The 25417-nt window shown below is 44.1% G+C and carries 24 protein-coding genes and 1 other annotated feature; of the genes, 9 read left to right on the top strand and 15 right to left on the bottom strand.

Features of this window, described 5'->3' with window-relative positions; all coding sequences use genetic code 11:
* Positions 1–78: 78 nt before the first annotated feature.
* The gene (locus tag Q4549_RS07620) at positions 79–1494 is read right to left on the bottom strand and encodes a cellulase family glycosylhydrolase (protein WP_303550934.1); all 1416 of its coding nucleotides are present in this window, start codon (positions 1492–1494) and stop codon (positions 79–81) included.
* A 547-nt stretch (positions 1495–2041) separates the two neighbouring features.
* Between Q4549_RS07620 and Q4549_RS07615 the strand changes: the two genes are divergently transcribed.
* Positions 2042–2476 (top strand): universal stress protein, encoded by a 435-nt coding sequence (locus Q4549_RS07615; RefSeq protein WP_303550936.1) that lies wholly within the window; start codon positions 2042–2044, stop codon positions 2474–2476.
* Between the two features lie 203 nt (positions 2477–2679).
* On the opposite strand, the gene Q4549_RS07610 is transcribed toward Q4549_RS07615, so the two are convergent.
* The 3 genes from Q4549_RS07610 to yfcE form a co-directional block, all read right to left on the bottom strand.
* Entirely contained in the window at positions 2680–3720 is a 1041-nt protein-coding gene (locus Q4549_RS07610) for a polysaccharide lyase family 7 protein (protein ID WP_303550939.1), read from the bottom strand.
* Between the two features lie 674 nt (positions 3721–4394).
* Complete coding sequence (locus Q4549_RS07605) at positions 4395–4736, bottom strand: PBPRA1643 family SWIM/SEC-C metal-binding motif protein (RefSeq protein WP_303550942.1); 342 nt, start codon at positions 4734–4736, stop codon at positions 4395–4397.
* A 261-nt stretch (positions 4737–4997) separates the two neighbouring features.
* Positions 4998–5543 carry a phosphodiesterase gene (gene yfcE / locus Q4549_RS07600; RefSeq protein ID WP_303550945.1) on the bottom strand — a complete coding sequence of 182 codons (546 nt, stop codon included), beginning with the start codon at positions 5541–5543 and terminating at the stop codon, positions 4998–5000.
* Positions 5544–5834: 291 nt separating this feature from the next.
* Here yfcE and Q4549_RS07595 point away from each other — a divergent pair, with 291 nt between their 5' ends.
* Both Q4549_RS07595 and Q4549_RS07590 read left to right on the top strand, forming a co-directional pair.
* Positions 5835–6695, top strand: a complete 861-nt coding sequence (locus tag Q4549_RS07595) for a polysaccharide lyase family 7 protein (protein WP_303550948.1) — start codon at positions 5835–5837, stop codon at positions 6693–6695.
* A gap of 113 nt (positions 6696–6808) precedes the next feature.
* Positions 6809–8059: a glycoside hydrolase family 88 protein gene (locus Q4549_RS07590; protein ID WP_303550952.1), complete on the top strand. Its 1251-nt coding sequence runs from the start codon at positions 6809–6811 to the stop codon at positions 8057–8059.
* Between the two features lie 36 nt (positions 8060–8095).
* Here Q4549_RS07590 and Q4549_RS07585 read toward each other — a convergent pair whose 3' ends face one another.
* Both Q4549_RS07585 and Q4549_RS07580 read right to left on the bottom strand, forming a co-directional pair.
* The gene (locus Q4549_RS07585; RefSeq protein WP_303550955.1) at positions 8096–8719 is read right to left on the bottom strand and encodes a GDSL-type esterase/lipase family protein; all 624 of its coding nucleotides are present in this window, start codon (positions 8717–8719) and stop codon (positions 8096–8098) included.
* Between the two features lie 104 nt (positions 8720–8823).
* On the bottom strand, positions 8824–9165 hold the full coding sequence (locus tag Q4549_RS07580) for a zinc ribbon domain-containing protein YjdM (RefSeq protein ID WP_137674616.1): 342 nt from the start codon (positions 9163–9165) through the stop codon (positions 8824–8826).
* A gap of 484 nt (positions 9166–9649) precedes the next feature.
* Between Q4549_RS07580 and Q4549_RS07575 the strand changes: the two genes are divergently transcribed.
* Positions 9650–11311 (top strand): SulP family inorganic anion transporter, encoded by a 1662-nt coding sequence (locus Q4549_RS07575; protein WP_303551294.1) that lies wholly within the window; start codon positions 9650–9652, stop codon positions 11309–11311.
* A 764-nt stretch (positions 11312–12075) separates the two neighbouring features.
* Here the strand turns inward: Q4549_RS07575 and Q4549_RS07570 are convergent.
* The 9 genes from Q4549_RS07570 to hisG all read right to left on the bottom strand — a co-directional run bounded on the left by Q4549_RS07570 (position 12076) and on the right by hisG (position 20860).
* Complete coding sequence (locus Q4549_RS07570; RefSeq protein ID WP_303512970.1) at positions 12076–13110, bottom strand: LamG domain-containing protein; 1035 nt, start codon at positions 13108–13110, stop codon at positions 12076–12078.
* Positions 13111–13762: 652 nt separating this feature from the next.
* Complete coding sequence (hisIE, locus tag Q4549_RS07565) at positions 13763–14380, bottom strand: bifunctional phosphoribosyl-AMP cyclohydrolase/phosphoribosyl-ATP diphosphatase HisIE (RefSeq protein ID WP_303550958.1); 618 nt, start codon at positions 14378–14380, stop codon at positions 13763–13765.
* Complete coding sequence (gene hisF, locus Q4549_RS07560) at positions 14377–15150, bottom strand: imidazole glycerol phosphate synthase subunit HisF (RefSeq protein WP_303550963.1); 774 nt, start codon at positions 15148–15150, stop codon at positions 14377–14379. The genes hisIE and hisF overlap by 4 nt, the downstream gene beginning before the upstream one ends.
* Positions 15140–15892 (bottom strand): 1-(5-phosphoribosyl)-5-[(5-phosphoribosylamino)methylideneamino]imidazole-4-carboxamide isomerase, encoded by a 753-nt coding sequence (hisA, locus tag Q4549_RS07555; protein ID WP_303550968.1) that lies wholly within the window; start codon positions 15890–15892, stop codon positions 15140–15142. The genes hisF and hisA overlap by 11 nt, the downstream gene beginning before the upstream one ends.
* A 1-nt stretch (position 15893) precedes the next feature.
* Positions 15894–16502: an imidazole glycerol phosphate synthase subunit HisH gene (gene hisH / locus Q4549_RS07550; RefSeq protein WP_303550971.1), complete on the bottom strand. Its 609-nt coding sequence runs from the start codon at positions 16500–16502 to the stop codon at positions 15894–15896.
* Between the two features lie 29 nt (positions 16503–16531).
* Positions 16532–17608, bottom strand: coding sequence for a bifunctional histidinol-phosphatase/imidazoleglycerol-phosphate dehydratase HisB (hisB, locus tag Q4549_RS07545; protein ID WP_303550972.1), 1077 nt, complete (start codon positions 17606–17608; stop codon positions 16532–16534).
* Positions 17609–18667: a histidinol-phosphate transaminase gene (gene hisC, locus Q4549_RS07540; RefSeq protein ID WP_303550975.1), complete on the bottom strand. Its 1059-nt coding sequence runs from the start codon at positions 18665–18667 to the stop codon at positions 17609–17611. It lies immediately after the preceding gene.
* A 1-nt stretch (position 18668) separates the two neighbouring features.
* The gene (gene hisD, locus Q4549_RS07535; RefSeq protein WP_303550977.1) at positions 18669–19955 is read right to left on the bottom strand and encodes a histidinol dehydrogenase; all 1287 of its coding nucleotides are present in this window, start codon (positions 19953–19955) and stop codon (positions 18669–18671) included.
* Between the two features lie 5 nt (positions 19956–19960).
* A complete protein-coding gene (gene hisG / locus Q4549_RS07530; protein ID WP_137674607.1) occupies positions 19961–20860 on the bottom strand; it encodes an ATP phosphoribosyltransferase in 900 nt (299 codons plus the stop codon).
* A gap of 21 nt (positions 20861–20881) precedes the next feature.
* Positions 20882–21009, bottom strand: a sequence feature (His leader region).
* A 193-nt stretch (positions 21010–21202) separates the two neighbouring features.
* On the opposite strand from hisG, the gene Q4549_RS07525 reads away from it, so the two are divergent.
* The 5 genes from Q4549_RS07525 to Q4549_RS07505 all read left to right on the top strand — a co-directional run bounded on the left by Q4549_RS07525 (position 21203) and on the right by Q4549_RS07505 (position 25219).
* Positions 21203–21418, top strand: a complete 216-nt coding sequence (locus Q4549_RS07525; protein WP_303512985.1) for a hypothetical protein — start codon at positions 21203–21205, stop codon at positions 21416–21418.
* A gap of 67 nt (positions 21419–21485) precedes the next feature.
* Positions 21486–23402 carry an ATP-dependent DNA helicase gene (locus Q4549_RS07520; protein ID WP_303550983.1) on the top strand — a complete coding sequence of 639 codons (1917 nt, stop codon included), beginning with the start codon at positions 21486–21488 and terminating at the stop codon, positions 23400–23402.
* Positions 23399–24088, top strand: a complete 690-nt coding sequence (gene tsaB / locus Q4549_RS07515; protein ID WP_303550986.1) for a tRNA (adenosine(37)-N6)-threonylcarbamoyltransferase complex dimerization subunit type 1 TsaB — start codon at positions 23399–23401, stop codon at positions 24086–24088. The genes Q4549_RS07520 and tsaB overlap by 4 nt, the downstream gene beginning before the upstream one ends.
* Before the next feature lie 17 nt (positions 24089–24105).
* On the top strand, positions 24106–24369 hold the full coding sequence (locus tag Q4549_RS07510; protein WP_137674603.1) for a hypothetical protein: 264 nt from the start codon (positions 24106–24108) through the stop codon (positions 24367–24369).
* A 16-nt stretch (positions 24370–24385) separates the two neighbouring features.
* Positions 24386–25219: an alpha/beta fold hydrolase gene (locus tag Q4549_RS07505; protein WP_303550989.1), complete on the top strand. Its 834-nt coding sequence runs from the start codon at positions 24386–24388 to the stop codon at positions 25217–25219.
* Positions 25220–25417: the final 198 nt, after the last annotated feature.

Below are 25417 nucleotides of genomic sequence, written 5' to 3'. Positions count from 1 at the left end.
TTGAGCTAAAGAGGTAATTTGTATGATTTATAAGGCAAGGTTTTAGCCCCAAAACAAGCTTGTGTTGGGGCTAATGGCTTATTGGCAGGCCGAGTTAAAGCGACTACTGTCTTGCAGACTGTACTCGCAAGAGCCATTGATGATGCATTGATAAAGGTTATTGTTGTAGCTGTTGGTATGGTGATCATAAATTTTAAACCAACCGCCATCATCCCACACCGATGTAGGAATGCCTTCAGCGCGAGCGTACTTGTAATCAAGGGCCTCATACCAAGCACGGATATTGTTGCAATCCATTTGGTTTTTAAACTTGTTCCAATTGGTACCCCATTCGCTAATGTAAATCGGCATACCTTGCCCAACGCCATTTGCCCAGCTTTTCATCGTATCAATCGGCGCTTTAATATCGCTTTCTGACCAGTTGGTTTTTAAGTTACCTTCGCCATGAAATGACCAGGGGTTGTAATGGTGGAAAGCTGCCATTACGTATGGATCGTTACCACCGCCTACTTGGTCTAGGTTTGGCCATGTGCGAGCCATTTCATTGGCCGCGAACCATTGGTTACCGCCTATCACTACAATGCGATTCGGATTTACTTGGCGAATCTTATTGTAAGCTAGCCCCGTCATATGGCGAAGGTTAGAGGGCAGCATGGGGTTTCCATTGGTGAAATGTGGTTCGTTAAGAACTTGAAACACCAGGCGGTTGCTGCGGTTTTGAAACAGCTGACTAATGTCTTGCCACAGCGTTTCAAGCATTTGATAGTTGTTATTGTCTTTAATTATTGCTTCATGGTGAGCATTAATCACCACGTACATATCACCGTATGACAACGCGTGGTCTACGGTTTTAACGATCTCTTTAAGGCGACTGTTGTTGAGGTCGATGTTGCCATTGTTATCTGCGATGCTTGAACCATTAATGTCTATAGTCCAGCTAATCGGAATGCGGACGTTTCTAAAACCTTGCTGATAGTAGGCATCAATTTTTCTCGAAGCTTCAGCGAAAGTCGCGGGGTGTTGCTGGTTATCAAACATTTGGCCAAGATTAAAACCGGTCCCCATGGCCGCAGCGGCATCTATTGCTGTAATGGCTGGTTCGGTGCCGACGCCAGCTTGAGCATTACATACCTCACCGCTAATGAGAGCTTGTTCCGCTTTGTTTCCGCTAGTGCTGCCTTGAAGGCCAAAAGTTACCGACTGCCCTGGTGCAATATCGCCATTCCAAGAAAGGCTAGAAGCTGTGTAAGGTTTTGCGCCGCTTAAATTGGTGTTCCAGCTAGAAGTAACCGTAGAGCTCTCATATTGCCAGTTCACCACCCAACCATTTATAGCAGATTGGCTGGTATTGCTTATTGTAACCTCAGCTTGAAAGCCATTATTCCATTCTTTTATCACTGTGTACTCACAGTTAGACGCTTGCGCATAAGGCGTGGCAACAGCCACCAGTAACAGTTGGGCAACGAGTAATCTAGACGTCCTTGGCTTGGTCATTAATATAGCTCTCTTGGTAATTCATCAATGAAACGAGGAGTAACTGGTAAAGTTAAAATGCTACAGCAAGCCAGATTTTATGTAAGTAAGCACCTTCAAGAAAAGCCCTGAAATAACTTTGAAACTATCGACTTTTCATCAAGATATTTAAAGCTATCTCACAGTTTAGGGGCAAAGCTAGCGCCCGAAAAAGGGATGGCCATTGTGATTTTTGATTCGCTAGAACCGACACTTTTTTAGGTTGCCACTATTTTTGAACTTGTATTTAGCGCTCTAAATGTTCCATAACGACATAAGCCAAAGCCAGCATTACGCTGGCTTTTTTGTTTTTTGATGGAGGCTAAAAAATTTAACGACATGAACGGTTAGTCGTGAAAAGGTTACTCGTAGTCGGTCAAATATATGCGGATAAGAAGACTATTAAGCCGAAATAATGACCAAGCGCAAGTTAGCTTTAAATAATCCCTTGGCATGTGCGCCAAGTCCGTCTAGGGCGTATTTCTGCTGCTAAACTTAAAGTGATTAAATAAATTACGAGGAGCACGTCATGAGCTATCGTCACATTTTAGTCGCCGTCGACCTCTCTGGAAACAGCAGACGAATAATCGACAAAGTTACCCTCCTAGCAAAACCACTCGATGCTAAAGTGTCACTGATTTTTGTTGATGAAAGCGCCAACGATTCAGCATTCAGTGGGCTAATCGATCTTGATCTAGCCGCTATTGAACCGATGCATCCTAGCCTAAAAGAGTTTGCGAACAAGCTTAACGCCTTGGTGGTGGATACCAATTATCCCATCGAGAATCAGTTTGTTATGCAAGGTGATTTAAGTGCTAGTTTAGATGAAACAGTGGCAGAGGTAGGGGCAGACTTAATCGTTTGTGGTCATGATAATGGGTTCTGGCATCGCTTAGCCTCAAAACATCATGAGCTGGTAAACAACGTATCGATAGATCTGCTGGTTATTCCCATCGATCAGTGAGCTGCTAAGCATAATACTAATCGGGCGTAGCGAGAGTCCGATTAGTATTACTTTGTTAAAGGGACATCTAAACTAAGTTTTTTTGTGGATCGATTATTGATGAAGGTTTAAGTGTTGTAGTTTTTATTTGTGATCAAAAAAGCCCTTGGCACTTTCATGCTAAGGGCTTCAGTTTATCTATTGAATAATCTTGTTACTTAGTCCTATTGAATAAGGTTAAGTTTGTAGAAGCTTACTTGTGTGTAATCACCCGCATCTAAGCCATTGTTACTGCAGCCCGAGCTCCAAGTATTGGTTTTAGGTTTAACATTACATTGGTTGTAAGCACCCGCTTTAAAGTACATCCAATCTTGTGCGTAGCTAGTATCAAGTTCCGAGGCTGAATTTGGTTGTGCAAGGTTTACTTTGTACGTCACTACTTGCTCATTGAGTTCACCTGGATTTTTGGTGAAAGTAAGGTTCATTATGTTATCCACAATGTCGACATTGTAAGCAAACAATTCACCAAGCTTAATGCCGCCAACTGGGTCTTTATCAGCTTTGGTTAAATTGTATTGACCGAAGATGTTGTGAGGGATATCGAAACGGTCTTTTTTATCTTTCGGGTTAATTTCGTAGTTCCAAAATAACGAACCATGTTCGTGATTTGGCATTTTGCGAAAGAAGATTTTCAAAGGCTCGTTTTTAGAGCCGTGAATTTGACCAATTACCACCGAGTGAGCACCCATTTTGGCGTCGTTACCACTTAAACTTACATGGTCAACGCTTAAGGCTGCGCTCATGCGCCCACCAATAGAACCATATGCAGCAGCATTATCGTGAGCGGCCACTACAAAGTTGGTGCTTGGGTCTTTGTAACCGGTAGGTAGGTTAACATTTAACATAGCCCGTAATTCGCTACGCGCATTTTTACTATTTGGTGTGGTGACTGCTTCGTTAGGCACTTTAAATACCATTGCGCCAGTGTCGGCATTGGTATAGAACCATTCAGGATGTGAAAACGGGTTTTCCGCATCAGCTAATTGAGCTGCATACACTTCCATGGTTTTACCTTCACGCTCAGGCTTAGTGTCTGGGTAAGGTAGGTTAATTTTCCACTTTCTCATTTCAAAGTTTTGCGCGGGCGCTTTAGAAGCATCCAATTTAGACATTAATTCTAATTGATAGTCTGTAGGCGCAACTGCTGCGCTGGCGGTACCTGCAAATAAGGTGGCAATAGCACCAGCGATGTAAATTTTTTTCATGATAGTTCCCTGTTAGTTAAATGTAACTCTTAGGCGGAGTTTTCGTGAACAGGTAGGAAGTTAATATATTATTGTATTATTTTTATTGACGGTGTTGGCAATTATTAACATTACCAGGCTGATTTTTACTATTTCATTTTTAATCCTTGCTGTATTTCACACTTTAAGGTGTGACTGCTTAAGACATGCCATGACACTTAGCTGATAAAGGTAATTGATGGATTAGGAAGTTCAGCAGAAAGAACCTATGGAGTACTAGGATTAATCAACAGGCATTAAGCGCGAGTTAATTTCTCTATCTAAATGCGAATGTTAGTTTTTAACAAAAGTTTTAATTAAGCACCTAACTAAGCGAAACCGTTAATAACGGGTAACTATTGCAGCGCCATTTATTCGAAGTGTCTGGGGCGAGCTTGGCCTTCGAATCTGGCTTTATAGGTTTAAGCAATACATTAATTGTATGACTTTTGTTGGTGTTTAGGCTAAAGCGTTCGCTGAGACACAGTGGTGTGCAGGTAGAAAATACAGCCAAAGAATGGTTTATAAACCGGAAGTTTAATGAGAACGTCAGGTGTTTAGTGGGGTAATGTTCGTGACATGAGTGGCAGAGCTTGGTGAACACGGTGCTATGAGCTTAAGCTCAGCACCGAAATATCCACGTTGATAAGCTGTAGCTATCCACAACACTTTTTGTATTTTTTAGTGCTGCCACAGGGGCAAGGTTCGTTACGCGCAGGCACTTTTTCAATGGTTACTGGGGCTGTTTTGCTCATGATTGCGTTTAGCTCAGTAATCGACTCTACGGCTCCTTCGCTAGTATCAACAGTAATGTTGGCAAATAGTTCAGCGTCTGCCACCAATAGTGCGACTTCTTGCTTACGTGCTTCACTGGTAACCACTAAGGTTAATGGGTGTTTTTTGCTGCCAGCTATTGGTCGGGCTTTAGTTTCGTAACCATATTTTATGTGGCTTTGGCGGGCGTCTTGGCGACCTTTAAAAAAGAACTTATCAGACATGACTTAATCCAAATACTGTAGAGATAAGCTGTAAACCAGAATGCATGGCGACAGCAAAAGATGCGCGAGTTTAGCATGCTTTACTGGTTAAACCTTTAACAAGCAAAAACAGACGCAAGCTAAAGTAACTATCGCCCCCCCCAATTACCATTATCGTAAACTTAGCAAAATAAACACGGGTGAATTACAAATCTGAAAATACACAGCGTTGTTACGAGTGAACAATGGCGATGGCACAACAGAACATAGGCTAAGTCTTGGTTATTCTAAGCTGCAGCTCACTAACGGGGAGTGATCGTCTAATTTAAGTACTTGTAATTGCTGTTCGGTAATTAGTGCGTAGCTGGCAGGCCAATCTTGGCGAGGAATAGCCACTGAGCCGGGGTTAAGCAGATAATGCTGGCTTTCTAAATGTGCCTGAGGAATGTGGCTATGGCCGCTCACCAATATGTCACCTGCAGCCAATGGCGGAAGATGACTTGGCCCAAAGGTATGGCCGTGGCATAAGAACACTTTCCGCGAATCGAGCAGCAACTGATTGTATTCAGCCATTATTGGAAACTTACATAAGGCTTGGTCAACCTCGCTGTCGCAATTTCCCCTTACGGCAATAGTTCTTTCAGCTATCGTATTTAGCGCTTCAGCCACTTTTAAAGGTGCATAGTGTTTAGGTACTGGATTACGAGGCCCATGATTAAGCACATCGCCTAAGCAAATAAAGTGCGAGGCACCGCTGCGCTTAAAAGCTGAAAGGGTGAGTTGCAAAGCGTTAAAATCGCCATGAATATCGGAGCATACAAACAGCATAAGTTGTCCTATCGGAGAGGCTGAGAGAAAAGGGTGGCTTGCCGCTTAAGAGTTTATTCTAACGTTTAATGTCAAAAACTAAACACATGAAAATAATATCGAGAATGTTCAGCACCAAACCTAAAGTTCTCTTCAATACCAATTAAGCCTTTATCTTGCTAATTACTCATCGAATTACATCTACCGAATCACTTTTGAGCCTTGGTGCACACTATCGTGTTAAGTGGCTTTTATTGTTCTTCGAATGTGCTAAAAATTATTAGAGTTATTATAATACAAATTTGAGGAATTATGAAAAACCATCTACTTGCTTTATCGGCTTTACTTGCTGTTTCCACATTGGCCTCAGCCAATGTTCAGTTTTCTGATAACAACGGTAGCTTGGGCGAACCGATTAATTACCCTCAGTTTCAACATGTATTAAGCGAATCTGAGCTGCAAATTTCAGATGCGGAAGGTAAGAAAGGCAATAAGGAGTACTTTGCGCTAGACGGAGATTTTAGTGGCATCGTAAATCCTTACTTTTATGTAGATAAAACTAGCGAAGCGCTGGTCTTCAAAATGAAGAACGACCACTTACGAAATGAAGTTCGCGTACATAAAAACTTCCGTACTGATTTACCCGATCACTTTTACACATTACGCGCAGATGTAGAGATGATCGACCCCGAAGCGTCAATGAAAAACTCAGATTCAAAGCAAGATGAGATTACCTTCCTACAAGTGCATAACAAAGGCCTAGATGATGAAGGCACACACAATGTGCCACACCCCTTATTGAGGGTGGTATGGAAGCGTGATGCCGATGGTGTGAAAGGTCATTTTTGGGCAATCATCAAAAATAATGCAGTAATTTGTAAGGGCAGCTTTGGCAAGAAAAACAAAGACAAAAATATGTGTAAGCCAGACGTGGCCTATAGCCACATTGACTTAGGTAAAGCGCCGACAGGCAAAACTACTGCTTTTGATATTACCGTGGGCAATAAAACCCTATCGCTTGACGTAGATGGCACCAACCTTGTTAAGCATGACATTGACTACTGGCGTCACCTGTTAAGTTACTTTAAGGCCGGTGTATACAACCAATTTACACATGGCATGAGTGAAGCGCATTTTTACAAGCTTGAGTATTCAGCGACTGAGCCAAAATAAAGCCGGCACCTCGTTAACTCTCGCGTTGCTAATACGTGAGAGCCCTAAGCCTGCTACCAGCATTTTGCTTGAGTATCTTCGCTTCACCATCGCTCCAAAACCATGAGGTTACAATGCGCCTTTCTTATTCTGAATCTTATTTTGAACTGACCAATCTTAAAAAAACGGTTGTCGCTGGCTTAGCAGTGAGCATGTTGTCTGTAAACGCACAGGCGGTAACCAGCCAAGCGCCCCCGCAAAGCGTTATGGCGCTTATAGAAAGCAAATCTGAACTGCTTGCCTCCGAGGCATTAAACAGTAACCAACATTGGTTTACAGCCTATACCAATGAAGCGGGAAAATGGCAGCATGAGTATTCTAAAAACTGGTGTAGCGGATTTATACCGGGCATCTTTTGGTATCTAAATGCACTAAGTGATAATGGCCAATGGCAGCAGTATGCTGAACATTGGACAGAAGGGGTAAGGTCACGCGCTTATGCCACTGATAATGACACTGGCTTTCAAATTTTTAACAGTTTTGGTTTAGGCTACACCATTGGTGAAAAGCCTAGCGAAGATTACAAGCAAGTATTGATAGATGGTGCCTCTACCTTAGTGAAACAGCGCTACAACAAAGATATCGGCGCATTTCGGTCTTGGCGGCAAGGGATCAGTAATCCCACTCGGCTGCCTTTTGAAGTCAATATTGATCAGTTGATGAATATGGAATTGGTGCTTTGGGTAGGCAAACATGCCAACAAGCCCGAGTTCACCAATATGGCGATCTCTCATGCAGATAAAACCTGGGAGCACGGCGTAAGAGGAAATGGCAGCACTTACCATGTAGTGAGTTATAGCCCCAGTGGAGAAGTAGTTAAGAAACGAACCCATCAAGGCTGGAAAACGGAATCAACTTGGTCAAGAGGCCAAGCTTGGTCGGTTTATGCTTATGCTATGTATTATCGTTACACCGGTTTAGAAAGGATGCTAGAGCGCTCAATCAAGTCTTATGAATATTATATTGAAAGCACCAAACAGCAAACTCAAGACTGGGTGCCGTATTCAGACTTTGACGCACCAATAGATGATGATAACCCTCGAGATAGTTCGGCTACCGCGATTGTGGCCTCAGCACTAATAGAGCTTTATAAGATTACCCAACAAGAAAAGTACTTAATCGACGCGCAGCAAATGCTAGCGTCACTTTCTACTCCGAAATACTTAGCGATGGACAATAACTATCAAAGTATTTTGTTGAAAGGTTCGGAAAAATGGGGCGAGCCAGAGGTAGGTACTATTTTTGGCGATTACTTTTTTATAGAGGCTTTGTATCGTTGGCAACAATGGGCACCACACAAGCTGCCGAAGCATTTTGGTTTGTAATGACTAAAAGCCTCTGCATGAGGCTTTTAACTAAGTTTACTGGCAAATAAACGCCAGTTTTAGCGCAAGAGTTTCAGCAAGTTGTTTATGTTGCTCAGGGCTTAAATGAACGCCGTCTTGCTGATTAAGGTTAATAATGCTGTTTACATCAAAAAACGCACAGCTAAGTTTATTTACTTTGGCTTCGAGTAAGCCAGCTAGTTGCTGAGACTTAGCTTGTGAGCCCGTAAAGTGCTGACCGAAATGGCCTGTTTCGTCTATAGCTGGTGGGGCAAGTAACAATACTTGTGGGCTTGTTATTCCTTGGCTTACACAGTGTTGGCCTAGCTCAACAATCATTTGCTCAAGGTTGTTACTTATTTGCTCTGCAGATAGGTGAAAAGCCGGGTATAAATCATTGGTGCCTAACATCAACAGCAACCACTCTGGCTGGTGTTTACTGGCCTCCTGTAATAAAGCTTCTATACCTCTGCTTAAACCAAAGTCTGGTGAATTGGGATAGGTGGTTCTGCCTGGTTGTCCGGCTTCAATGATTTGGTAAGCCTCTCCAAGCAAACTCGCCATCACCCGTGGCCAACGAGAGTCGGCAGGCATACGTTGTCCAGTAGTAGGAGAGTAACCCCAAGTATTAGAGTCACCAAAACACAGTACTTTACTCATCGCTATCGGGTGTTCCTTAATGTTATGTGGCTAGCTGTATGGTTAAAGGGGATAAAAAAACCTGCAGGTGCAGGTTTCTATTTTAGCGATAGTGCTTAGTTCAATTAGCTTTGTTTTCTAACAAACTTAGATTTAAGCATCATGTGACCGTGGCCATCAACTTTACAGTCAATGTCGTGGTCAGAATCAACAAAACGTTTAATCACCGCTTTGGTGCCTACTTTTAGCACTAAAGAAGACCCTTTCACTTTCAAATCTTTAATCAAGGTGACTTTGTCATCTTCAGCTAATAAGTTGCCAACCGCGTCTTTTAATACAATTGCATCTGGGTCTACAACCACTTCGTTTGGATTCCACTCATGAGCGCATTCAGGGCAAATAAGTAGTGAACCGTCTTCATAAACATAGGCTGATTCACAGTTAGGGCATGGAGGGAGATCGCTCATGGTAATTTCTCTTTAATCTTTAAATTTATGGTGGCTCAGCGAATGTGTTCATTGAGCCAAAGTAACACTAGGTGCATAACACCTACTTTTTGTAGCGCTATTATAAGGAAGAATAACTCTGCCAGCTAGGGCTTAACCAAGATTGATGTTGGTTTTAACTGACTAAATGAGCGACTTTCAGTATTAAGTCAAAATAAGTGAATGGCAAAATCACTTAGGTACTTTCACCAATATTGTTGGCTAGTTAAGCCAGTAATGAATGACGCACATGGAGTATGCTAAGCCTAACTATGCAGTGCATTTAGCCATTCAAATGGCTGCCTAAGCTGCTTGAAGTTGTATTTGGCTAGCTTTCGTGTGAATGCTTAACTAAAAATAACTAATAACCGCACTACATTCAGTGTTTTAATTCTAAAAGAATTCAATACAATTGAGGCGTCCAAGCAAAAGGAGTAGCGGTTTGGTTAAGGGTAAGTTTGACGCAATGAACATAAAGGGCGATTTGTTTGGTGGTGTTACCACAGCGATCGTCTCACTACCAATGGCCTTGGCATTTGGTGTTGCATCGGGAGCGGGGCCTCAAGCGGGTCTGTGGGGCGCTATTTTAGTAGGTTTGTTTGCCGCTTTATTTGGTGGTTCGCGCACTTTAATTTCAGAGCCAACCGGCCCGATGACGGTAGTAATGGCGGCTGTGCTGACCACCATGATAGCCAAACACCCAGAAAATGGGCCTGCCATGGCGTTTACCGTGGTGATGATGGCTGGAGTATTTCAAATCGCCCTCGGCGCGCTCAAGCTAGGCAAATACATCACCTTGATGCCTTATAGTGTTATCTCAGGCTTTATGTCTGGGGTGGGTGTCATTCTAGTTATCCTGCAGCTGGCGCCCTTTTTGGGGCAGTCTACTCCCGCCGGTGGAGCTTTGGGAACCCTGCAGGCGATTCCCGATCTCATTCGTAACATGCACTTTGGTGAGTTTCTTCTAGGGCTGATGACCTTAGGCGCACTGTTGTTCATGCCTAATAAATATAAAAAAATCATCCCACCACAGTTGGTTGCGCTGGTGGCAGTTACGTTAGTGTCAATGCTGCTATTTAGTGATGACGGCATTCGCCGTATTGGTGAGATCCCAAGCGGCTTGCCATCAATAATTTGGCCCACTTTTACTTGGGGCCTGCTTAGTGAAATGCTAGTTGATGCCTTAGTGCTAGGCACACTAGGTTGTATCGATACTCTACTTACCGCAGTAATTGCCGATAGCTTAACCCGCAAAGAACATGATTCTAACCGCGAGTTAATGGGGCAGGGCATAGCAAATACGGTTTCAGGCCTGTTTGGCGGCTTGCCTGGCGCGGGCGCTACCATGGGAACCGTGGTTAACGTTCAAGTAGGAGGCAGCTCTCCGCTATCTGGTATTGTGCGGGCGATAATCTTGCTGCTAGTTGTGTTGTGGTTAGCACCGCTTACCCAGCCTATTCCGCTGGCGGTGCTGGCGGGTATCGCTATGTATGTTGGCCTTAATATTCTTGATTGGAGCTTTATTAAACGCGCACATCGGGTATCTTTAGTCCCCACTTTCATCATGTATGGGGTGCTGTTTCTTACTGTGTTTGTCGATTTAATTTACGCGGTAGGCATTGGGGTATTTCTTGCCAACGTTATCACTATTGAAAAGCTGAGTCGGGTTCAGGAGAAAAACGTTAAAGCGATATCCGATGCCGATGACGGAGTGCCACTAGAGGATTCAGAACGCCAATTGTTAGACCAAGCCAAGGGCCAGCTGTTGTTTTTCTACCTCTCAGGGCCAATGATTTTTGGAGTATCAAAAGCCATTGCCAGACAACACGCAGCGGTTGAGCAATACAAAGTAATGGTGCTAGACCTTAGTGCGGTACCGATGATTGATGTAACCGTAGCGCTAGCTTTAGAAAACGCCATGCGTGATGCCTTAGATGCTGGCTGTGAAGTCTTCCTCTATAGCCCTAACGAGCAAACCATGCATCAGCTAGAGAAAATCCAAATCCGCGATTGGATAGATGATGAACATATCGTAGATAGCCGCACTGAAGCCTTAGAAAAAGGTCTAGCAGTGGTGCAGCGTATAAACGCTGAATCTGAAGTTGAGCAGCAAGGTTCGGCGATTTAACGATTAGTCTTCTTGGATATCTAAAAGCCGCGCTGGAGTTGGCCCTCCAGCGCGGCTTTTTGTTACGAGTGAAATACCGAGAATTAAATGCGAATGAGTAAATAGGCTGATTCACAGTTAGGGTAAGGAGGGAGGTATCTCATGATAATTTCTCTTTAATTTTCAATTTATGGTGGCTTAACGAACACATCCACTTAAGCCATGTAACTATAGGTGATATAGCGCCTGTTCTTTGTAGCGGCATTATAAGAAAAATCATGCCTATCATCTAACATTTAGCGGTGGTTAATGTTTGAGTGTGTGAGCTCTAAGGTTGTGAACACGGACATATGTTAGACGGGTGTAGGTGTGACAAACAGGGTTAAAAAGAGCAATTTTATAACTTCTGGCATCATGCTGAACATCGAGTTGTCAGTTAATGTAGACTGCGCGTAATTTATCTAATATTTAAAAATATTGGTTGTAAAATTGTTAGTCGTTTTTATCACTTCCTAATCTTTAAACTAGTTATTGGCATATTCTTTAAAATCAGACCGCTGGGTTAATATTTTGGTGAGATACAAGGCTGAAAAAATAACTTAGTATCTTAGTCGTCTTCAGGTTTCGACCTGTTGGTTGTGAAAGTGTCTCGTTTATAGAGTGAAATTATCGAGTGCTTTGATATTTTATTTTATAATTGGGAATTTAAATTAATTAAAGAGGAGGTCCTCCTCTTTAATATTTACTTTGCCTAAAAGTGTTCGATTATAAAAGCAAATGTTATCTTAAAGCTTTTTAAATGTCACATAGGAATTAAGGATGTTTCCGTTTGGTTTTGCAGGGTCTGCAACATAAAAACGGTAGGTATATTGTCCTGGAGGGAACCAAGAAGGAATATTCCCCGTTTGATTTTGATAGTGAGTTGTATCATTTATTGCGATATTTATAGCTTCTGGAGAGAGTATAGGGTAATCCTGTCCATTAGGAAGTGTTAGTACAGCCCATTTAATGAAATCTGTCGTATCGTTGTCGATGTTATTTGTAATCTCAGCATTATAAGTAATCGAGCCTCCTGAGGGGGGAATATCGGTTTGATTGGAAACCAACTCTAACTTAACTTGCATTGTGGGTTGGTATGTACCTTGTGCTAATGCGAATATATCTGTATCGGACAAAGCTTCATCAAACATCCAAATGTCATCTAGCGAACCTTTAAAAGGTTCATGACCTAAGCCGTTTCCGTTGGAGCCTATAGTTAGAGGGGTATTAAAAACGCTTAAGCTGCTGGGTGGTATAAAGTTTTCGTGAAGTTTTTGTCCATCAATATATAGCCTTGCAAGGCCATCATTGAAAACAATAGCTACATGGTGCCAGCTACCTATATTGATAAAATTTCTAGAGCTTACGCCTAAATTTCCACTACCCCATTGAGAATTAGCAAATAAAAACGTTCCGCCATTTTCTCTTCCCATGCGTATATCAAATGACTTTGCTGAGTGCCCATTGTTGATGATTCCCATATAGTTACTAGATGAAGTACGGCGCATCCAAAATGAAATAGTTAATTGGTTACCAAAATCATGATTTCTGAATAGATCAACTTGAATAAGACCACCATTAAATCTCATTGCACTATTAGTGTTTCCATGTCGGTCTGTTGTTGGATTAACGTTGCCATATAACCTACCATTCATTACGTTAGGGCCAGAATCCGCTGGACTCCCATCAAGCTTATAGCGAGCTATTTCTGCTGATTCTACCGATAATGTGAAAATCAATAGTGTTAACAGCCAACAAAAATTTGAAATTATTTTTTTCATTTTATTAAATCTCATTGAATAGTTTAAAATTAAATTTATCACTAAAGTGTGGTGATACCAAACTTTTTGTAAAAAGAATATATTGTTGGGATTGTGGAGACATTGATTTTGGCAGTACTACTGTTCAGAATGTATTTTTGTAACCTAGGTCTCTGCTTTGATGGTTTTCAAAGGCAGGTAAACTTATAATCGAACCTTTTCACCTTTCAGCGAGTTAATCGTTAAACCACAACTGCCAGGTAGTGTCATTAGTAAATAAAAAATCAACATCGTCAACTGGAAACAATACAACAAGGCCTTAAACCTGCGATGGGCCATTACTGAATTTCTATTAAGCAATTGCATAACCACAGGACGCCTTGGTCGCAGTATTAGTGGATGTGAATTGTCGACCGCCCAGTTGTGGCCGCTTTAACGGGCTTAGAGGTGTTTGATGGAGGAAAACGGTAGGTGCGTCAGCACTTAAGCACTGTAAAGAAAAGAAATAATTGGGGGCAGAGTGAAATTAAACTGGCCGAAAAGCCATTAATAACGCCTTTTAGCCCCACTTTTATAGACAACTAAAGGTTACCATCACCAACTTTTCTAGGCTTTAGATGAAACAAAAAAACCAGCATTACGCTGGCTTTTATTTGGTTAGAAGGTGTTAGCCTTATTTATGCCTTGCCTGCAAACAAGCTACTACTTCGTCAAAACCCACTTCTTGTTTTTCTAGTAATACCAGTAGGTGATACAACAAGTCTGAGCTTTCATTCACTAACTCTTCGCGGTCGTTAGCCATGGCCGCTAGCGCAACCTCTACGCCTTCTTCGCCTACTTTTTGGCAAATGCGCTTGGTGCCACGGGCGAATAGGCTAGCGGTGTAGCTTTCTTCTGGGTCCGCTAGTTTGCGTTCGGCCAATACGGCTTGTAGTTGAGCGATAAAGGTCAGCTTAGGCTCTTGGTGGCCGTCAAAGCAGCTTGGATTGCCAAGGTGACAAGTTGGGCCAATTGGGTCAACAGCTACCAGTAGTGTGTCTTGGTCGCAATCTAGGGTAATGCTTTTAAGTTGTAGCACGTTGCCCGAGGTTTCACCTTTGGTCCATAGGCGCTGTTTGGTGCGGCTAAAGAAGGTAACTTGCTTGGTATCTAAGGTTTTAGCCAGTGCATCACTGTTCATGTAACCTAGCATTAGCACTTGGCCGCTGAGGTCGTGTTGAACCACTGCTGGGATTAAGCCTTCTACTTTGTCCCAGTTAATCTTTTGGTTTAGTTCTTCAAACTGGCTCATAGTCGAATTGCCACCTCTTGTTGTTTGAGATATTGCTTCAATTCACCAATATCAATAATGCTTTTGTGAAATACGCTGGCGGCTAATGCGCCGTCTACGTCAGAAATTTTGAATGCATCTTTAAAGTGCTGCATTTCGCCTGCGCCGCCAGAGGCGATTAAGGGAACGTTACAAATCTCTCGTACTCGGCTTAGTTGCTCTAAATCGTAACCTTGGCGCACGCCATCTTGGTTCATTACGTTTAATACAATTTCGCCCGCGCCGCGTGTTTGCACTTCTTTAACCCAATCAAAGGTATTCCAAGCAGTGGTTACGGTGCGCTTTTCGTCGCCGGTAAACTGTTTAACTTGGTATTGTTGGGTTTCGTCGCAGTAGTAAGAATCAATGCCCACTACGATGCATTGCACGCCAAACTTGTCGGCTAACTTAGTAATTAAACTTGGATCGGCTAAAGCAGGGGAGTTGATAGAAATTTTGTCGGCACCATTTTGCAAAGTGCGATTAGCGTCTTCAATGGTTTTAATGCCACCAGCTACACAAAACGGAATGTCGATCACTTCGGCTACGCGGCTTACCCAGCTTTTATCTACTACGCGCTCGTCTGAGCTTGCGGTAATATCGTAGAACACTAGTTCATCGGCGCCTTCTTCAGCGTAACGTTTGGCTAGGGGGACAATGTCGCCAATAATTTCGTGGTTACGAAACTTAACGCCTTTTACTACCATGCCGTCTTTTACGTCTAGGCAGGGAATAATTCGTTTAGCTAGCATTGTTGCCTCCTTGCTGCCAGCAGGCAATGGCTTGTTCTACGTTGAACTTACCTTCTAGCAATGCGCGGCCTACAATCACTCCGGATACGCCAGTATCAGTAAGCGCGGCGATGTCGTTTAAGTCGCCAATGCCGCCAGAGCTTTGCCAGTGAATATCTGGGTATTGCGCACATAGCTCGCGATACAAACTTACGTTTGAGCCTTCAAGCGTGCCGTCTTTAGAAATGTCGGTACACAATACGTGCTTAAGGCCAACCGGCGAGTATATCGCCACTAGCTCTTCAATAGTTACGCCACTGTCTTCTTGCCAGCCCGATACTGCCACAACCTTATTGCCTTGGGCGTCGATGTTAATGTCTAGCGCCAGTACAATGTGTTCGGCGCCGTATTTCTCCATCCACTTGGCAACCACTTCTGGTTGCTTAACCGCGGTAGAGCCAATAACTACACGCTCTGCGCCAGCATCCAATAAATCTTTAACGTCTTGCTCGCTGCGCACGCCGCCACCAATTTGAATTTTAGCAGGGGTGTTTTTTAGTAGCTGGGCAATTACGTCGAGTTGGCGAGCGCTGGTATCTTTCGCGCCGTCTAAATCAACTAAGTGCAGCCAATCAGCGCCTTGGCTGTGGTATTCAGAAAACTGTGCTTGCGGGTCGTCGCCGTAAATAGTTTTTTGTGCGTAATCACCTTGGAACAAACGCACAATCTTTCCGTCTATTAAATCTAAAGCAGGAATGATCATGTTACATCTCCAAGAAGTTTTTGATGAGTTGCGCACCGGCTTGGCCACTACGTTCTGGGTGAAATTGCACCCCGTAAAAGTTGTCTTTGTTTACTGCTGCGGTAAAGGCATTGCCGTAATCACATTCGGCGATAGTGGCGGCGTTTACTGGTAGGGCGTAGCTATGTACAAAGTAGAAGTAGCTGCCTGCTTCAATGCCTTTAAACAGTGGGTGACCAGCTTTAGGTTGAATTTGGTTCCAACCCATGTGGGGTAAACGCTGGCCATCTTGCGGTTGCATTAGGCTAACGGTTCCGGGTACTAAACCTAAACAGGGTACTGGTTGTTCTGCCTGCTTGGCGCCGCCTTCGATAGAGAATTCGGCCAGCATTTGCATGCCTAAACAAATACCCAGTAGCGGCTTCTTAACTTGTTTAACTAAGTCAATCAACTCGCGGTCGGCAAGGTTTTTCATTGCTTCGGTGGCGGTACCTACACCGGGTAGAAACAGTTTGTCAGCGGCTAAAATCACTTGTGGATCGCGGCTCACTGTTACCGGAAAGCCTAAACGTTCTACGGCAAATTTTACCGAAGATAAGTTGGCACATCCTGTATCAATAATTACGTTCATGGTTGCTCTTATCCTTTAAAGCGCAGGGCTTATAGTGTGCCTTTGCTGCTTGGCATGGCATCGCCAGATTTAACAATGGCTTGACCAAGTGCACGACCAAATACTTTAAACAGGGCCTCTACCATGTGGTGAGTATTTTTCCCGGTGGTTTCTAGGTGCAGGGTGCAGGCCATGGCATCGCTTAATGAACGGAAGAAGTGAATCACCATTTCTGTGGCAAAGTCACCAATGTTGTCGCGAGTAAAGTCGGCTTTAAACTCTAGATGAGCGCGGCCGCTTAAATCTAGGGCACATTGCGCTAGGCATTCGTCCATAGGCAATACGAAGCCAAAACGGCCAATGCCACGTTTGTCGCCAAGTGCTTCTTTTAGCGCTTGGCCTAAAGCAATTGCTGTGTCTTCTACGCTGTGGTGATCGTCGATATGGTAATCGCCAACCACTTTACAATTAAGCTGAAAACCGCCGTGAGTGGCAATTTGATCTAGCATGTGGTCAAAAAAGCCCAAGCCTGTATCAATTTGGCTGCCGCCGGCATTGTCTAAATCAACTGCGATGCTAATTTGGGTTTCTTTAGTATTGCGTTCAACCTTGGCTTTGCGACCAAGTTGAGTAAGCTGCTTTTCAATTGCTACCCAGTTAAGGCCATCGCGCTGATATTGCAGGCCTTCAAGACCCATGTTGTCGGCTAACTGCATATCGGTATGGCGATCGCCAATTACGTAAGAATTGGCAAAATCAATCACGCCGCTTTTTAGGTAGTCTTTTACCAAACCAAGCTTTGGCTTACGGCAGCTGCAGTTATCTTCGTCGAAATGTGGGCAAACCAGCACGTCGTCAAACTTCACGCCTTGTGATTCGAAGATATCCATCATGTAGTTTTGTGCTAGGTGAAAATCAGCTTCTGGAAAGCTGTCGGTGCCTAAACCATCCTGGTTAGTCACCATCACTAAACGGTAGCCATTAGCTTGTAGCTTAAGCAACACTGGGATCACTTGTGGCTCTAGTTTTACTTTCTCTACGCTATCTACCTGTTTGTCGGTGATAGGCTCGTCGATCATGGTGCCATCACGGTCGATAAATAAGAATTTCTGTTTTACTTGGCTCACTTAAGTTCGCTCCAATCCTTGAATTGCTGATACAGTGGCGGCCACTTCTTGCTGGTTACCAATACTAATGCGAATGCAGTTTTCTAATCGCGGTTTATTGGCAAAATCTCGCAACACAATGCCTTGTTCGCCCAATGTTTTGAATACACGGGCTGATTCGTCGAAACGTACCAAAATGTAGTTGCCGGTAGCCGGGAAGATCTCTTGCACAATATTAAGTTTGCTTAAATCTTCAACCGCTTGGCTGCGAATCGCATTTAGCTTTGCTACGCGCTCGCGCATAATTTTCAAACCATCTTGGGTTAGCGCTTTTGCGGCAATTTCGGCAACCGGTCGGGCGATTGGGTAGGGTGCAATTACTTTGCTCATTACCTCTATCACTTCGGTGCCGGCTACAGTAAAGCCACAACGTAAACCGGCTAAGGCAAAGGCTTTAGACAAAGTACGAGTAATCACTAGGTTGTCGTAATCGCTCAGTAGCTTAACCACGCTTTGCTCTTCACAAAACTCAATATAAGCTTCATCTACCACGACTAGCGCTTTGTCTTTTTGGGCACTTAACAATTCACACAGCTTGGCTTTATTAAGCATATTGCCGGTGGGGTTGTTTGGAGCACATAAGAATATGATTTTGCTATTTACTTGAGCAAGCGCTGCGTAGTCTGGGTCAAAGTTAGCATCGAGTTCAACAGTTTTAACTTCTACACCAATAGTCTCGGCACTTACCGAGTACATGCCGTAAGTCGGCGCACAGATAACAATGCTATCTTCGTTGGGTTCGCAAAAGGCGCGAATCAATACTTCGATGGCTTCATCTGCGCCGCGACTGGCCAGCACTTGGTTTGGCTCTACGCCTGCGTAGGCGGCATAACCATTAATAAGCGCTGCTGGTTGAAACTCAGGGTAGCGATTTAACTCGTCACCTTCGTAGCTAAAATCGCTCACGTCTGGGCTTTCGTTGGCGTTTAGCCATACTTCGCCACTGCCACCAATGCGACGTGCGCTTTGGTAGGGCACGAGTGCTTGAATCTTTTTACGGGCTAATAATGTCACCGACATATTATTGATCCTCGCCTAAACGCAGAGTTACCGCTCGGCGGTGAGCGTCTAAGCCTTCGGCATTGGCAATAGGCACTACTGCTGCACTTAAGTCTTTTAAACCTTGCTGGCTTAATTCCTGAACCGTAAAACGCTTCATAAAGTCAGCTGTTCCTAAGCTTGAATAAGCACGTGTATAGCCATAAGTTGGCAGGGTGTGATTAGTACCACTGGCGTAATCACCTACTGATTCAGGTGTCCACTCACCTAAGAACACACTACCAGCATTCTCAATTTCTGGCAGTAAGTCGCGCGCTTGCTCAGTTTGTACAATTAAGTGCTCTGGGCCGTATAGGTTACTCACCTGTACCGCTTGGGCTAAGTCGTTCACTACAATCGCCGTACTGTGTGATAGCGCTTGGTCGGCAATGTTATTGCGACTAAGCAGTGCTAATTGGCGAGCCAATTCTTGATTTACCGCTTCGGCTTGTTGCTCACTGGTGGTGACTAAAATCACTTGTGAATCGGGGCCGTGCTCGGCTTGCGATAATAAGTCGGCAGCTACAAAAGCCGGGTTGGCTTTAGCGTCAGCAATGACCAACACTTCAGATGGGCCCGCTGGCATATCGATAGCAGCACCTGCGTGGTCGCCACTCACTTGCTGTTTAGCTTGGGTCACAAAGGCGTTACCAGGGCCGAAAATTTTATCAGATTTAGACACACTTTCGGTGCCGTAGGCCATTGCGGCAATCGCTTGTGCGCCACCTGCAGCGTATACTTCGTCTACACCACATAACTTCGCGGTATAAAGGATCTCTGCGGCAATCGGTGGTGGTGAGCTTAATACTACTTTTTTACAACCCGCAATACGTGCTGGAATAGCCAACATCAATACTGTTGAAGGTAAAGGTGCGGTGCCGCCCGGCACATACAAACCTACATTGCCTATAGCGGCGTAATGCATTTCGCAACGCACACCGGGTTGGGTTTCTAGACTAATGGCTTGAGGTTTCTGAGCTTGGTGAAACACTTCAATGTTCGCTTTTGCTTGCGCAACCGCTTGTTTGAACTCGTCGCTTAAGCCTTGTTCAGCTGCATCAATCTCTTGCTGACTGACTCTTACTTCGCTCAATTCGGTGTTATCAAACTTGGCGGCCAGCGCAATCAGCGCTTGGTCACCTTGTTCTCGTACTTGGCTTACTACATCAGCAACAATTCCGGCAATGTCGGTTGAGCTATTAACAGCAGGGCGGGACAGCACCTGTTGTTGTTGCTCTGTTGATAGTTGCTTCCAAATTACCGTTTGCATGGTACTTATCTCAACATCTTTTCAATTGGCATAACGAGAATAGAGCTTGCACCTAAGGTTTTTAGCTTTTCCATCGTCTCCCAGAATAGGTTCTCGGTACTAACTACATGCAGGGCGACTTTTTCTTCGTCACCGGCAAGTGCTAATACGGTTGGGTGCTCGCTGCCTGGTAGCAGGTCTACAATTTGATCAAGATGTGTTTTAGGCGCGTGCAGCATGATGTACTTGCTTTCTTTGGCTTCCATGGTGCCTTGCATGCGCATTAATAAGCGGTCTAGCAAGTCTTGGTGCTCGTCGCTTAGTTTGTTTTTAGATTTAATCAATACCGCTTGCGAGCGGTAAATCACTTCAACTTCTTTAAGGCCGTTGGCTTCTAAAGTTGCACCGGTAGATACTAAATCACAAATGGCATCGGCTAAGCCTGCACGGGTAGCTACTTCAACCGAGCCCGCAAGCATACAAGTTGAAAACGGTACGCCTTGCTCGTCTAAGTAACGCTTAAGAATACCTGGGTAACTGGTGGCAATGCGTTTGTTGGCTAAACATTGTGGGCCGGTGTAATCGAATTCTTCGGCTACTGCCAATGAGAAGCGGCAATCGCCAAAATCCAAACGTTTAAGAATGTCGCAATCAGTTGGCTCATTTTGCGCGGTGCGCAACATGGTTTCTTCTTCTAATACGTTTTCGCCAACGATACCGAAATCAACCACGCCGTCCATGACTAAGCCTGGAATATCGTCATCGCGTACACGTAGCAAATCTACTGGCATATTTTCAGAATGGGCTATCAGGCGTTGTTGGCGGAGATTGATTTTCATTCCGCAGCTTTTTAATAGTGCCTGTGAATCATCGCTTAAGCGTCCAGATTTTTGGATAGCGATGCGTAGTCGTTTTTGCTCTGTCATGTTTTTGTCCCTAATAATAAAACTAAAAAACCCCCGGGAGGGTAACCTTCCGGGGGTTTGCAATATTCTTATATTCTACCACCGGAAGCATCTTACAAGCTTCCAGCAGAAAACCGCCTGAAGCCTATTCTGGATGATGGTGGTGATGATGCTTCAGTTGGTTAAAAATCATTGCTACGTTCCTGTCAACGTGGTTTTTGCCTTCATGGCAATAGTGGGCATAAACTTACCAATCTAGCGCTAAATTGCAACCTTTTTTGGCTGCTTTTTATTATAAGATTAAAGTTGTTTGAATATTGACCGATAATTAACTATAGGAAGCCATAAAAAGGAGCTGTGATTGTGAGCCAAGATGCCATATTGCCAATTTTGCCGCGAGCACCTGCTAAACCCGATAGTAAGGCGCCACCGATTAAAACCACCAAGGTGGTGAAGAAAAGCAAAACCGCTGCACAAAACGACATTCAAGTGCGGCCAAAGCTAAGCGGCGAACAGCAAAACAATAAATCTAAAAAGCCCGACCCTGACGAGCAACATAATATCGACCTATTTGTGTAGCTTTGTGTTTGGTCTAGCGTGAGTCGGCTGGTATAGTTGCCGCGACTTTTGCTTGCCGGAACCAAGTTTGAAACATCAGTATTTTGCCAAAGATGGTTTGTTATCAAAAGCCATAGATGGTTTTTCTCCCCGACCACAACAACACGACATGGCCACAGCGGTTGCTGCAGCTATAGAGACCAGTGGCAGTTTATTAGTTGAAGCGGGTACTGGCACCGGCAAAACCTTTGCTTACCTTGTACCAGCTATGGACAGTGGCAAAAAAATTGTTATTAGCACCGGTAGTAAAGCGCTGCAAGATCAGTTGTTTACTAAAGACCTACCGCGTATGCAAAAAGCCCTCAAATACAATCAAATGATAGCGCTGCTAAAAGGGCGTTCTAACTATTTGTGTATTGAACGGCTAAACAGTTTTTCCCATTACGGTAGCGGCCAAGACCGCACTACCTTAGCTGAGCTAGTAAAAATTAAGGCATGGGCACAAGGCGAAGAAACCGGCGACATTAGCGAGCTTGGCCCAATCGCTGAACGGGCCGATGTATTCCCCTTAATTACCAGCACCAACGATAACTGCCTCGGCAGAGATTGCCCGTCTTATAAAGAATGCTATTTAGTTAAAGCCCGTAACAAGGCGATGGAAGCAGATTTAGTGGTGGTGAATCATCACCTCTTTTTTGCCGACATGGTGGTAAAAGAAACTGGCTTTGGGGAGCTGATTCCTGAAGCCGATGCTTATATCTTTGACGAAGCGCACCAACTACCCGATATTGCTGCGAGTTATTTTGGTCAGCACTTTTCTAGCCGACAAATACTCGATTTATGTAATGACATTGAACTGAGCTATAAAACTGAGCTTAGAGATATGGCGCAATTACAAAAAGCCTCGCAAAAGCTAGAGCGTAGAATCCGCCAATGTAGATTGGAGTTTGAAGGTCTGCGTGACCGAGGCGAGTGGCGCCCATTAGCTAAACAAAAGCGTTTTGGCGAAATGATGGAAGCGTTGCGCGAAGACATGGACTTTGTGTATCAAGTGCTTAAGTTGGCGCTATCGCGCAGTGAACTGGCCGATTCTTGCTTTGAACGTTTAGCTAAAATGCGCCTATTGTTCGATAAAGTGATGGATGTAGACAAAACCGGTTTTAGTTATTGGTACGAAACTACTCGGCAGCATTTCACTTTAAATATTACCCCCCTTAATATTGCAGAGCGCTTTAATAGTGAGGTGGAAGAGCGTAATGCCGCATGGGTATTTACCTCGGCCACATTGGCGGTAGATGGCAACTTTCAGCATTTTCAAACTCAAATGGGTTTAAAAGATGCCAGCAGCATGTTGCTCGACAGCCCTTTTGATTATCAAAAACAGGCCTTGTTATGTGTGCCTCGTTACTTGCCAGAAACAAAGCAGCCCAATGCAGAACAAGTGATGCTGGATCAGCTTGCGCCGGTGATTGAGGCCAACGGTGGCCGCTGTTTCTTTTTATGTACCAGCCACCGAATGATTCAAAAAGTGGCAACAGAGTTACGCCTACGTACAGAGCTATTGGTATTGGTTCAAGGTGAAGCGGGTAAACAAGAGTTACTCAACGAATTTGTAGAAGATGGTAACGCAGTGCTAGTTGCAACCAGTACCTTTTGGGAAGGGGTGGATGTGCCGGGCAAGGCGCTGTCATGTGTGATTATCGACAAGCTACCCTTTGCTGCGCCAGATGATCCATTACTTAAAGCCAAAAGTGAAGACTGCCGTTTACGTGGCGGAGATCCTTTTCGTCAGGTATATTTGCCGCAAGCAGTGATTAGCCTTAAACAGGGCGTAGGGCGCTTAATTAGAACCCAAGATGATCATGGCGTAGTGATTATATGTGACAACCGTTTAGTGAATCGCGATTACGGTTCGCTATTTATTAGCAGTTTGCCCGCTATGCCACGCACTAGAGAACTCTCAAGAGTTTTAGAATTTGTTAAAAAAGACGCTGAGGAAACATGACAGCAAACATACTCGCTTTAGATACATCAACCGAAAACTGCTCTGTTGCACTGCATTGGCAGGGTGAAGTACTGAGTAAGCAAGAATACAGCCCACGCGACCATACACTTAAAATCTTACCTTTTGTTGAGCGAATCTTGGCGGAAGCAGGAGTTAGCTTAAAGCAGCTTGATGCGATTGCGTTCGGTCGTGGACCAGGAAGTTTTACTGGGGTGCGGATTGGTGTAGCCACCGCTCAAGGGCTGGCTTTTGGTGCAGATAAACCAATGATTGCTGTTTCAACCTTACAAGCCATGGCGCAAGCCGCTTACCTTAGCAATAATAGCGAGCAGTGTTTGGCGGCTATTGATGCCCGCATGGGAGAGGTGTATTGGGGCGAGTACCATCTGCAAAACGGCTTGATGTGTATAGTAGATGAAGAGCTTGTGATTAAACCCGACCTGCTAACTGGCAATAGCCAAAGCGCAGCTGCTGTGGGCACGGGCTGGCAAACTTACCAAGAACTATTATGCGGTCAATTTTCTGGCGCAAAAGTGTTGGAATCAGTGCTTTATCCAACGGCACAAAATATGCTTAGTTATGCTCAGGTTGCCTATAATAAAGGCGAGCTGGTAAGTGCAGAAAATGCCGAACCTGTTTATTTACGCGACAAAGTAACCTGGAAGAAACTACCGGGTAGAGAGTAATTAAAGGACAATAAAACTTGAAGATTCAGGGCCTTGGCCAGCCCATACCGCAACAAACAAACGTTAAAAAGGCGACCAGCAGCACAGAGTTAAGTGTTGCTACTAAGGCGCCAAAGGGGATCGTACCCTGGGCGGTAATGGACGAGAGCAGTGTCGAAAAACTCCGCTACGACCAAAATGTTGGCAGTGGCGGCGAAGCTGTGTCTCAATATCAAGACGTTGCTAATCAACTCAAGCGCCAACAAGTGAATGAGATGTTTGGTATCGATTTGTTCGCCTAAAGCAATCCGCTCCGCAATGACTGACTTCTCGTATTTACCTCACTCTAATATCGCCTATATCGAACAAACCGCCTCTAGTGATTACTGTGTAGTGATGTTGCACGGTTGGATGGACAATGCCGCCAGTTTTACGCCTCTTCTTAAACAATTTAGCGATGTACATTGCATTGCTTTAGATTTTCCCGGTCATGGACTGTCTGCACATCGCCAAGGTTATTACCATTTTGTAGATTATGTTGACGATGTTTATCGTGCTATTTGTGAACTAAAGGTTAACAAACCTATTATTCTTATTGGGCATTCTTTAGGTGCATTGGTAGCCACTACTTATGCAGCGGCATTCCCAGAAAAACTGCTCGGTTTGGTTTGCATAGACGGGTTGGGGCCTTTAAGCCTAGCTGAAGAAGAAACCACAACACACCTAACTAAAGCTATTCAACAACGGCAAGCTGTAAAGCCCGCTAAGGGATTTGAAAAACTTGAATCTGCAGTAAAATTGCGTGCGCAAACCAATGGGATTAGTGAACGCAATAGCCAACTATTGGTAGAGCGGGCAGTGATTAAGCGCGGTGGTCTATGGTATTGGCGTCACGATCAAAAACTAAAGTTAAGCTCTCCTTTGCGCTTTAGTGAGTCGCAGGCAGAAAATATTTGTAGAGCTGTGCAACATCCCAGTTTGTTAATAGCGGCTAGTGAACACCCTTTGTTATCCGCGGAATACATAAGCCATCGCCAAGCATGGTTTAAGCAGCTTAAAACCCATTTATTAAACGGTGGGCATCATCTTCATATGCAAAACTCCGTAGAGGTTGCTCGCTCTATAAATGCTTACATTAAAACAATTGTTTGAACCACTTCACTATTTTCGATCTTATCCGCTACGCTCAATGTTAAAATATTGTTATTTAAAATGGCGTATGAAACAATCGTTTGAAATTTTGGAGCGAAAGCTCTAATGCCAACGATGCCGCCAAGAGCATAATAAAATTCACAATAAACTTGGTGAGCAAATTATACTTGTTGTAATTGAAATGTTTAGGAGAACTGC

The sequence above is a fragment of the Agarivorans sp. 2_MG-2023 genome (assembly GCF_030548085.1).
Lineage (GTDB): Bacteria > Pseudomonadota > Gammaproteobacteria > Enterobacterales > Celerinatantimonadaceae > Agarivorans.
Note: the sequence above shows the minus strand (reverse complement) of the source record. Positions and strands in the feature narration are given on the sequence as shown.

What these genes read in the sequence shown, in the direction of transcription:
- Q4549_RS07620 (WP_303550934.1), bottom strand. Translation starts at nt 1,494, where the DNA reads ATGACCAAGCCAAGGACGTCTAGATTACTCGTTGCCCAACTGTTACTG.
- Q4549_RS07615 (WP_303550936.1), top strand. Translation starts at nt 2,042, where the DNA reads ATGAGCTATCGTCACATTTTAGTCGCCGTCGACCTCTCTGGAAACAGC.
- Q4549_RS07610 (WP_303550939.1), bottom strand. Translation starts at nt 3,720, where the DNA reads ATGAAAAAAATTTACATCGCTGGTGCTATTGCCACCTTATTTGCAGGT.
- Q4549_RS07605 (WP_303550942.1), bottom strand. Translation starts at nt 4,736, where the DNA reads ATGTCTGATAAGTTCTTTTTTAAAGGTCGCCAAGACGCCCGCCAAAGC.
- yfcE (WP_303550945.1), bottom strand. Translation starts at nt 5,543, where the DNA reads ATGCTGTTTGTATGCTCCGATATTCATGGCGATTTTAACGCTTTGCAA.
- Q4549_RS07595 (WP_303550948.1), top strand. Translation starts at nt 5,835, where the DNA reads ATGAAAAACCATCTACTTGCTTTATCGGCTTTACTTGCTGTTTCCACA.
- Q4549_RS07590 (WP_303550952.1), top strand. Translation starts at nt 6,809, where the DNA reads ATGCGCCTTTCTTATTCTGAATCTTATTTTGAACTGACCAATCTTAAA.
- Q4549_RS07585 (WP_303550955.1), bottom strand. Translation starts at nt 8,719, where the DNA reads ATGAGTAAAGTACTGTGTTTTGGTGACTCTAATACTTGGGGTTACTCT.
- Q4549_RS07580 (WP_137674616.1), bottom strand. Translation starts at nt 9,165, where the DNA reads ATGAGCGATCTCCCTCCATGCCCTAACTGTGAATCAGCCTATGTTTAT.
- Q4549_RS07575 (WP_303551294.1), top strand. Translation starts at nt 9,650, where the DNA reads ATGAACATAAAGGGCGATTTGTTTGGTGGTGTTACCACAGCGATCGTC.
- Q4549_RS07570 (WP_303512970.1), bottom strand. Translation starts at nt 13,110, where the DNA reads ATGAAAAAAATAATTTCAAATTTTTGTTGGCTGTTAACACTATTGATT.
- hisIE (WP_303550958.1), bottom strand. Translation starts at nt 14,380, where the DNA reads ATGAGCCAGTTTGAAGAACTAAACCAAAAGATTAACTGGGACAAAGTA.
- hisF (WP_303550963.1), bottom strand. Translation starts at nt 15,150, where the DNA reads ATGCTAGCTAAACGAATTATTCCCTGCCTAGACGTAAAAGACGGCATG.
- hisA (WP_303550968.1), bottom strand. Translation starts at nt 15,892, where the DNA reads ATGATCATTCCTGCTTTAGATTTAATAGACGGAAAGATTGTGCGTTTG.
- hisH (WP_303550971.1), bottom strand. Translation starts at nt 16,502, where the DNA reads ATGAACGTAATTATTGATACAGGATGTGCCAACTTATCTTCGGTAAAA.
- hisC (WP_303550975.1), bottom strand. Translation starts at nt 18,667, where the DNA reads ATGTCGGTGACATTATTAGCCCGTAAAAAGATTCAAGCACTCGTGCCC.
- hisD (WP_303550977.1), bottom strand. Translation starts at nt 19,955, where the DNA reads ATGCAAACGGTAATTTGGAAGCAACTATCAACAGAGCAACAACAACAG.
- hisG (WP_137674607.1), bottom strand. Translation starts at nt 20,860, where the DNA reads ATGACAGAGCAAAAACGACTACGCATCGCTATCCAAAAATCTGGACGC.
- tsaB (WP_303550986.1), top strand. Translation starts at nt 23,399, where the DNA reads ATGACAGCAAACATACTCGCTTTAGATACATCAACCGAAAACTGCTCT.
- Q4549_RS07505 (WP_303550989.1), top strand. Translation starts at nt 24,386, where the DNA reads ATGACTGACTTCTCGTATTTACCTCACTCTAATATCGCCTATATCGAA.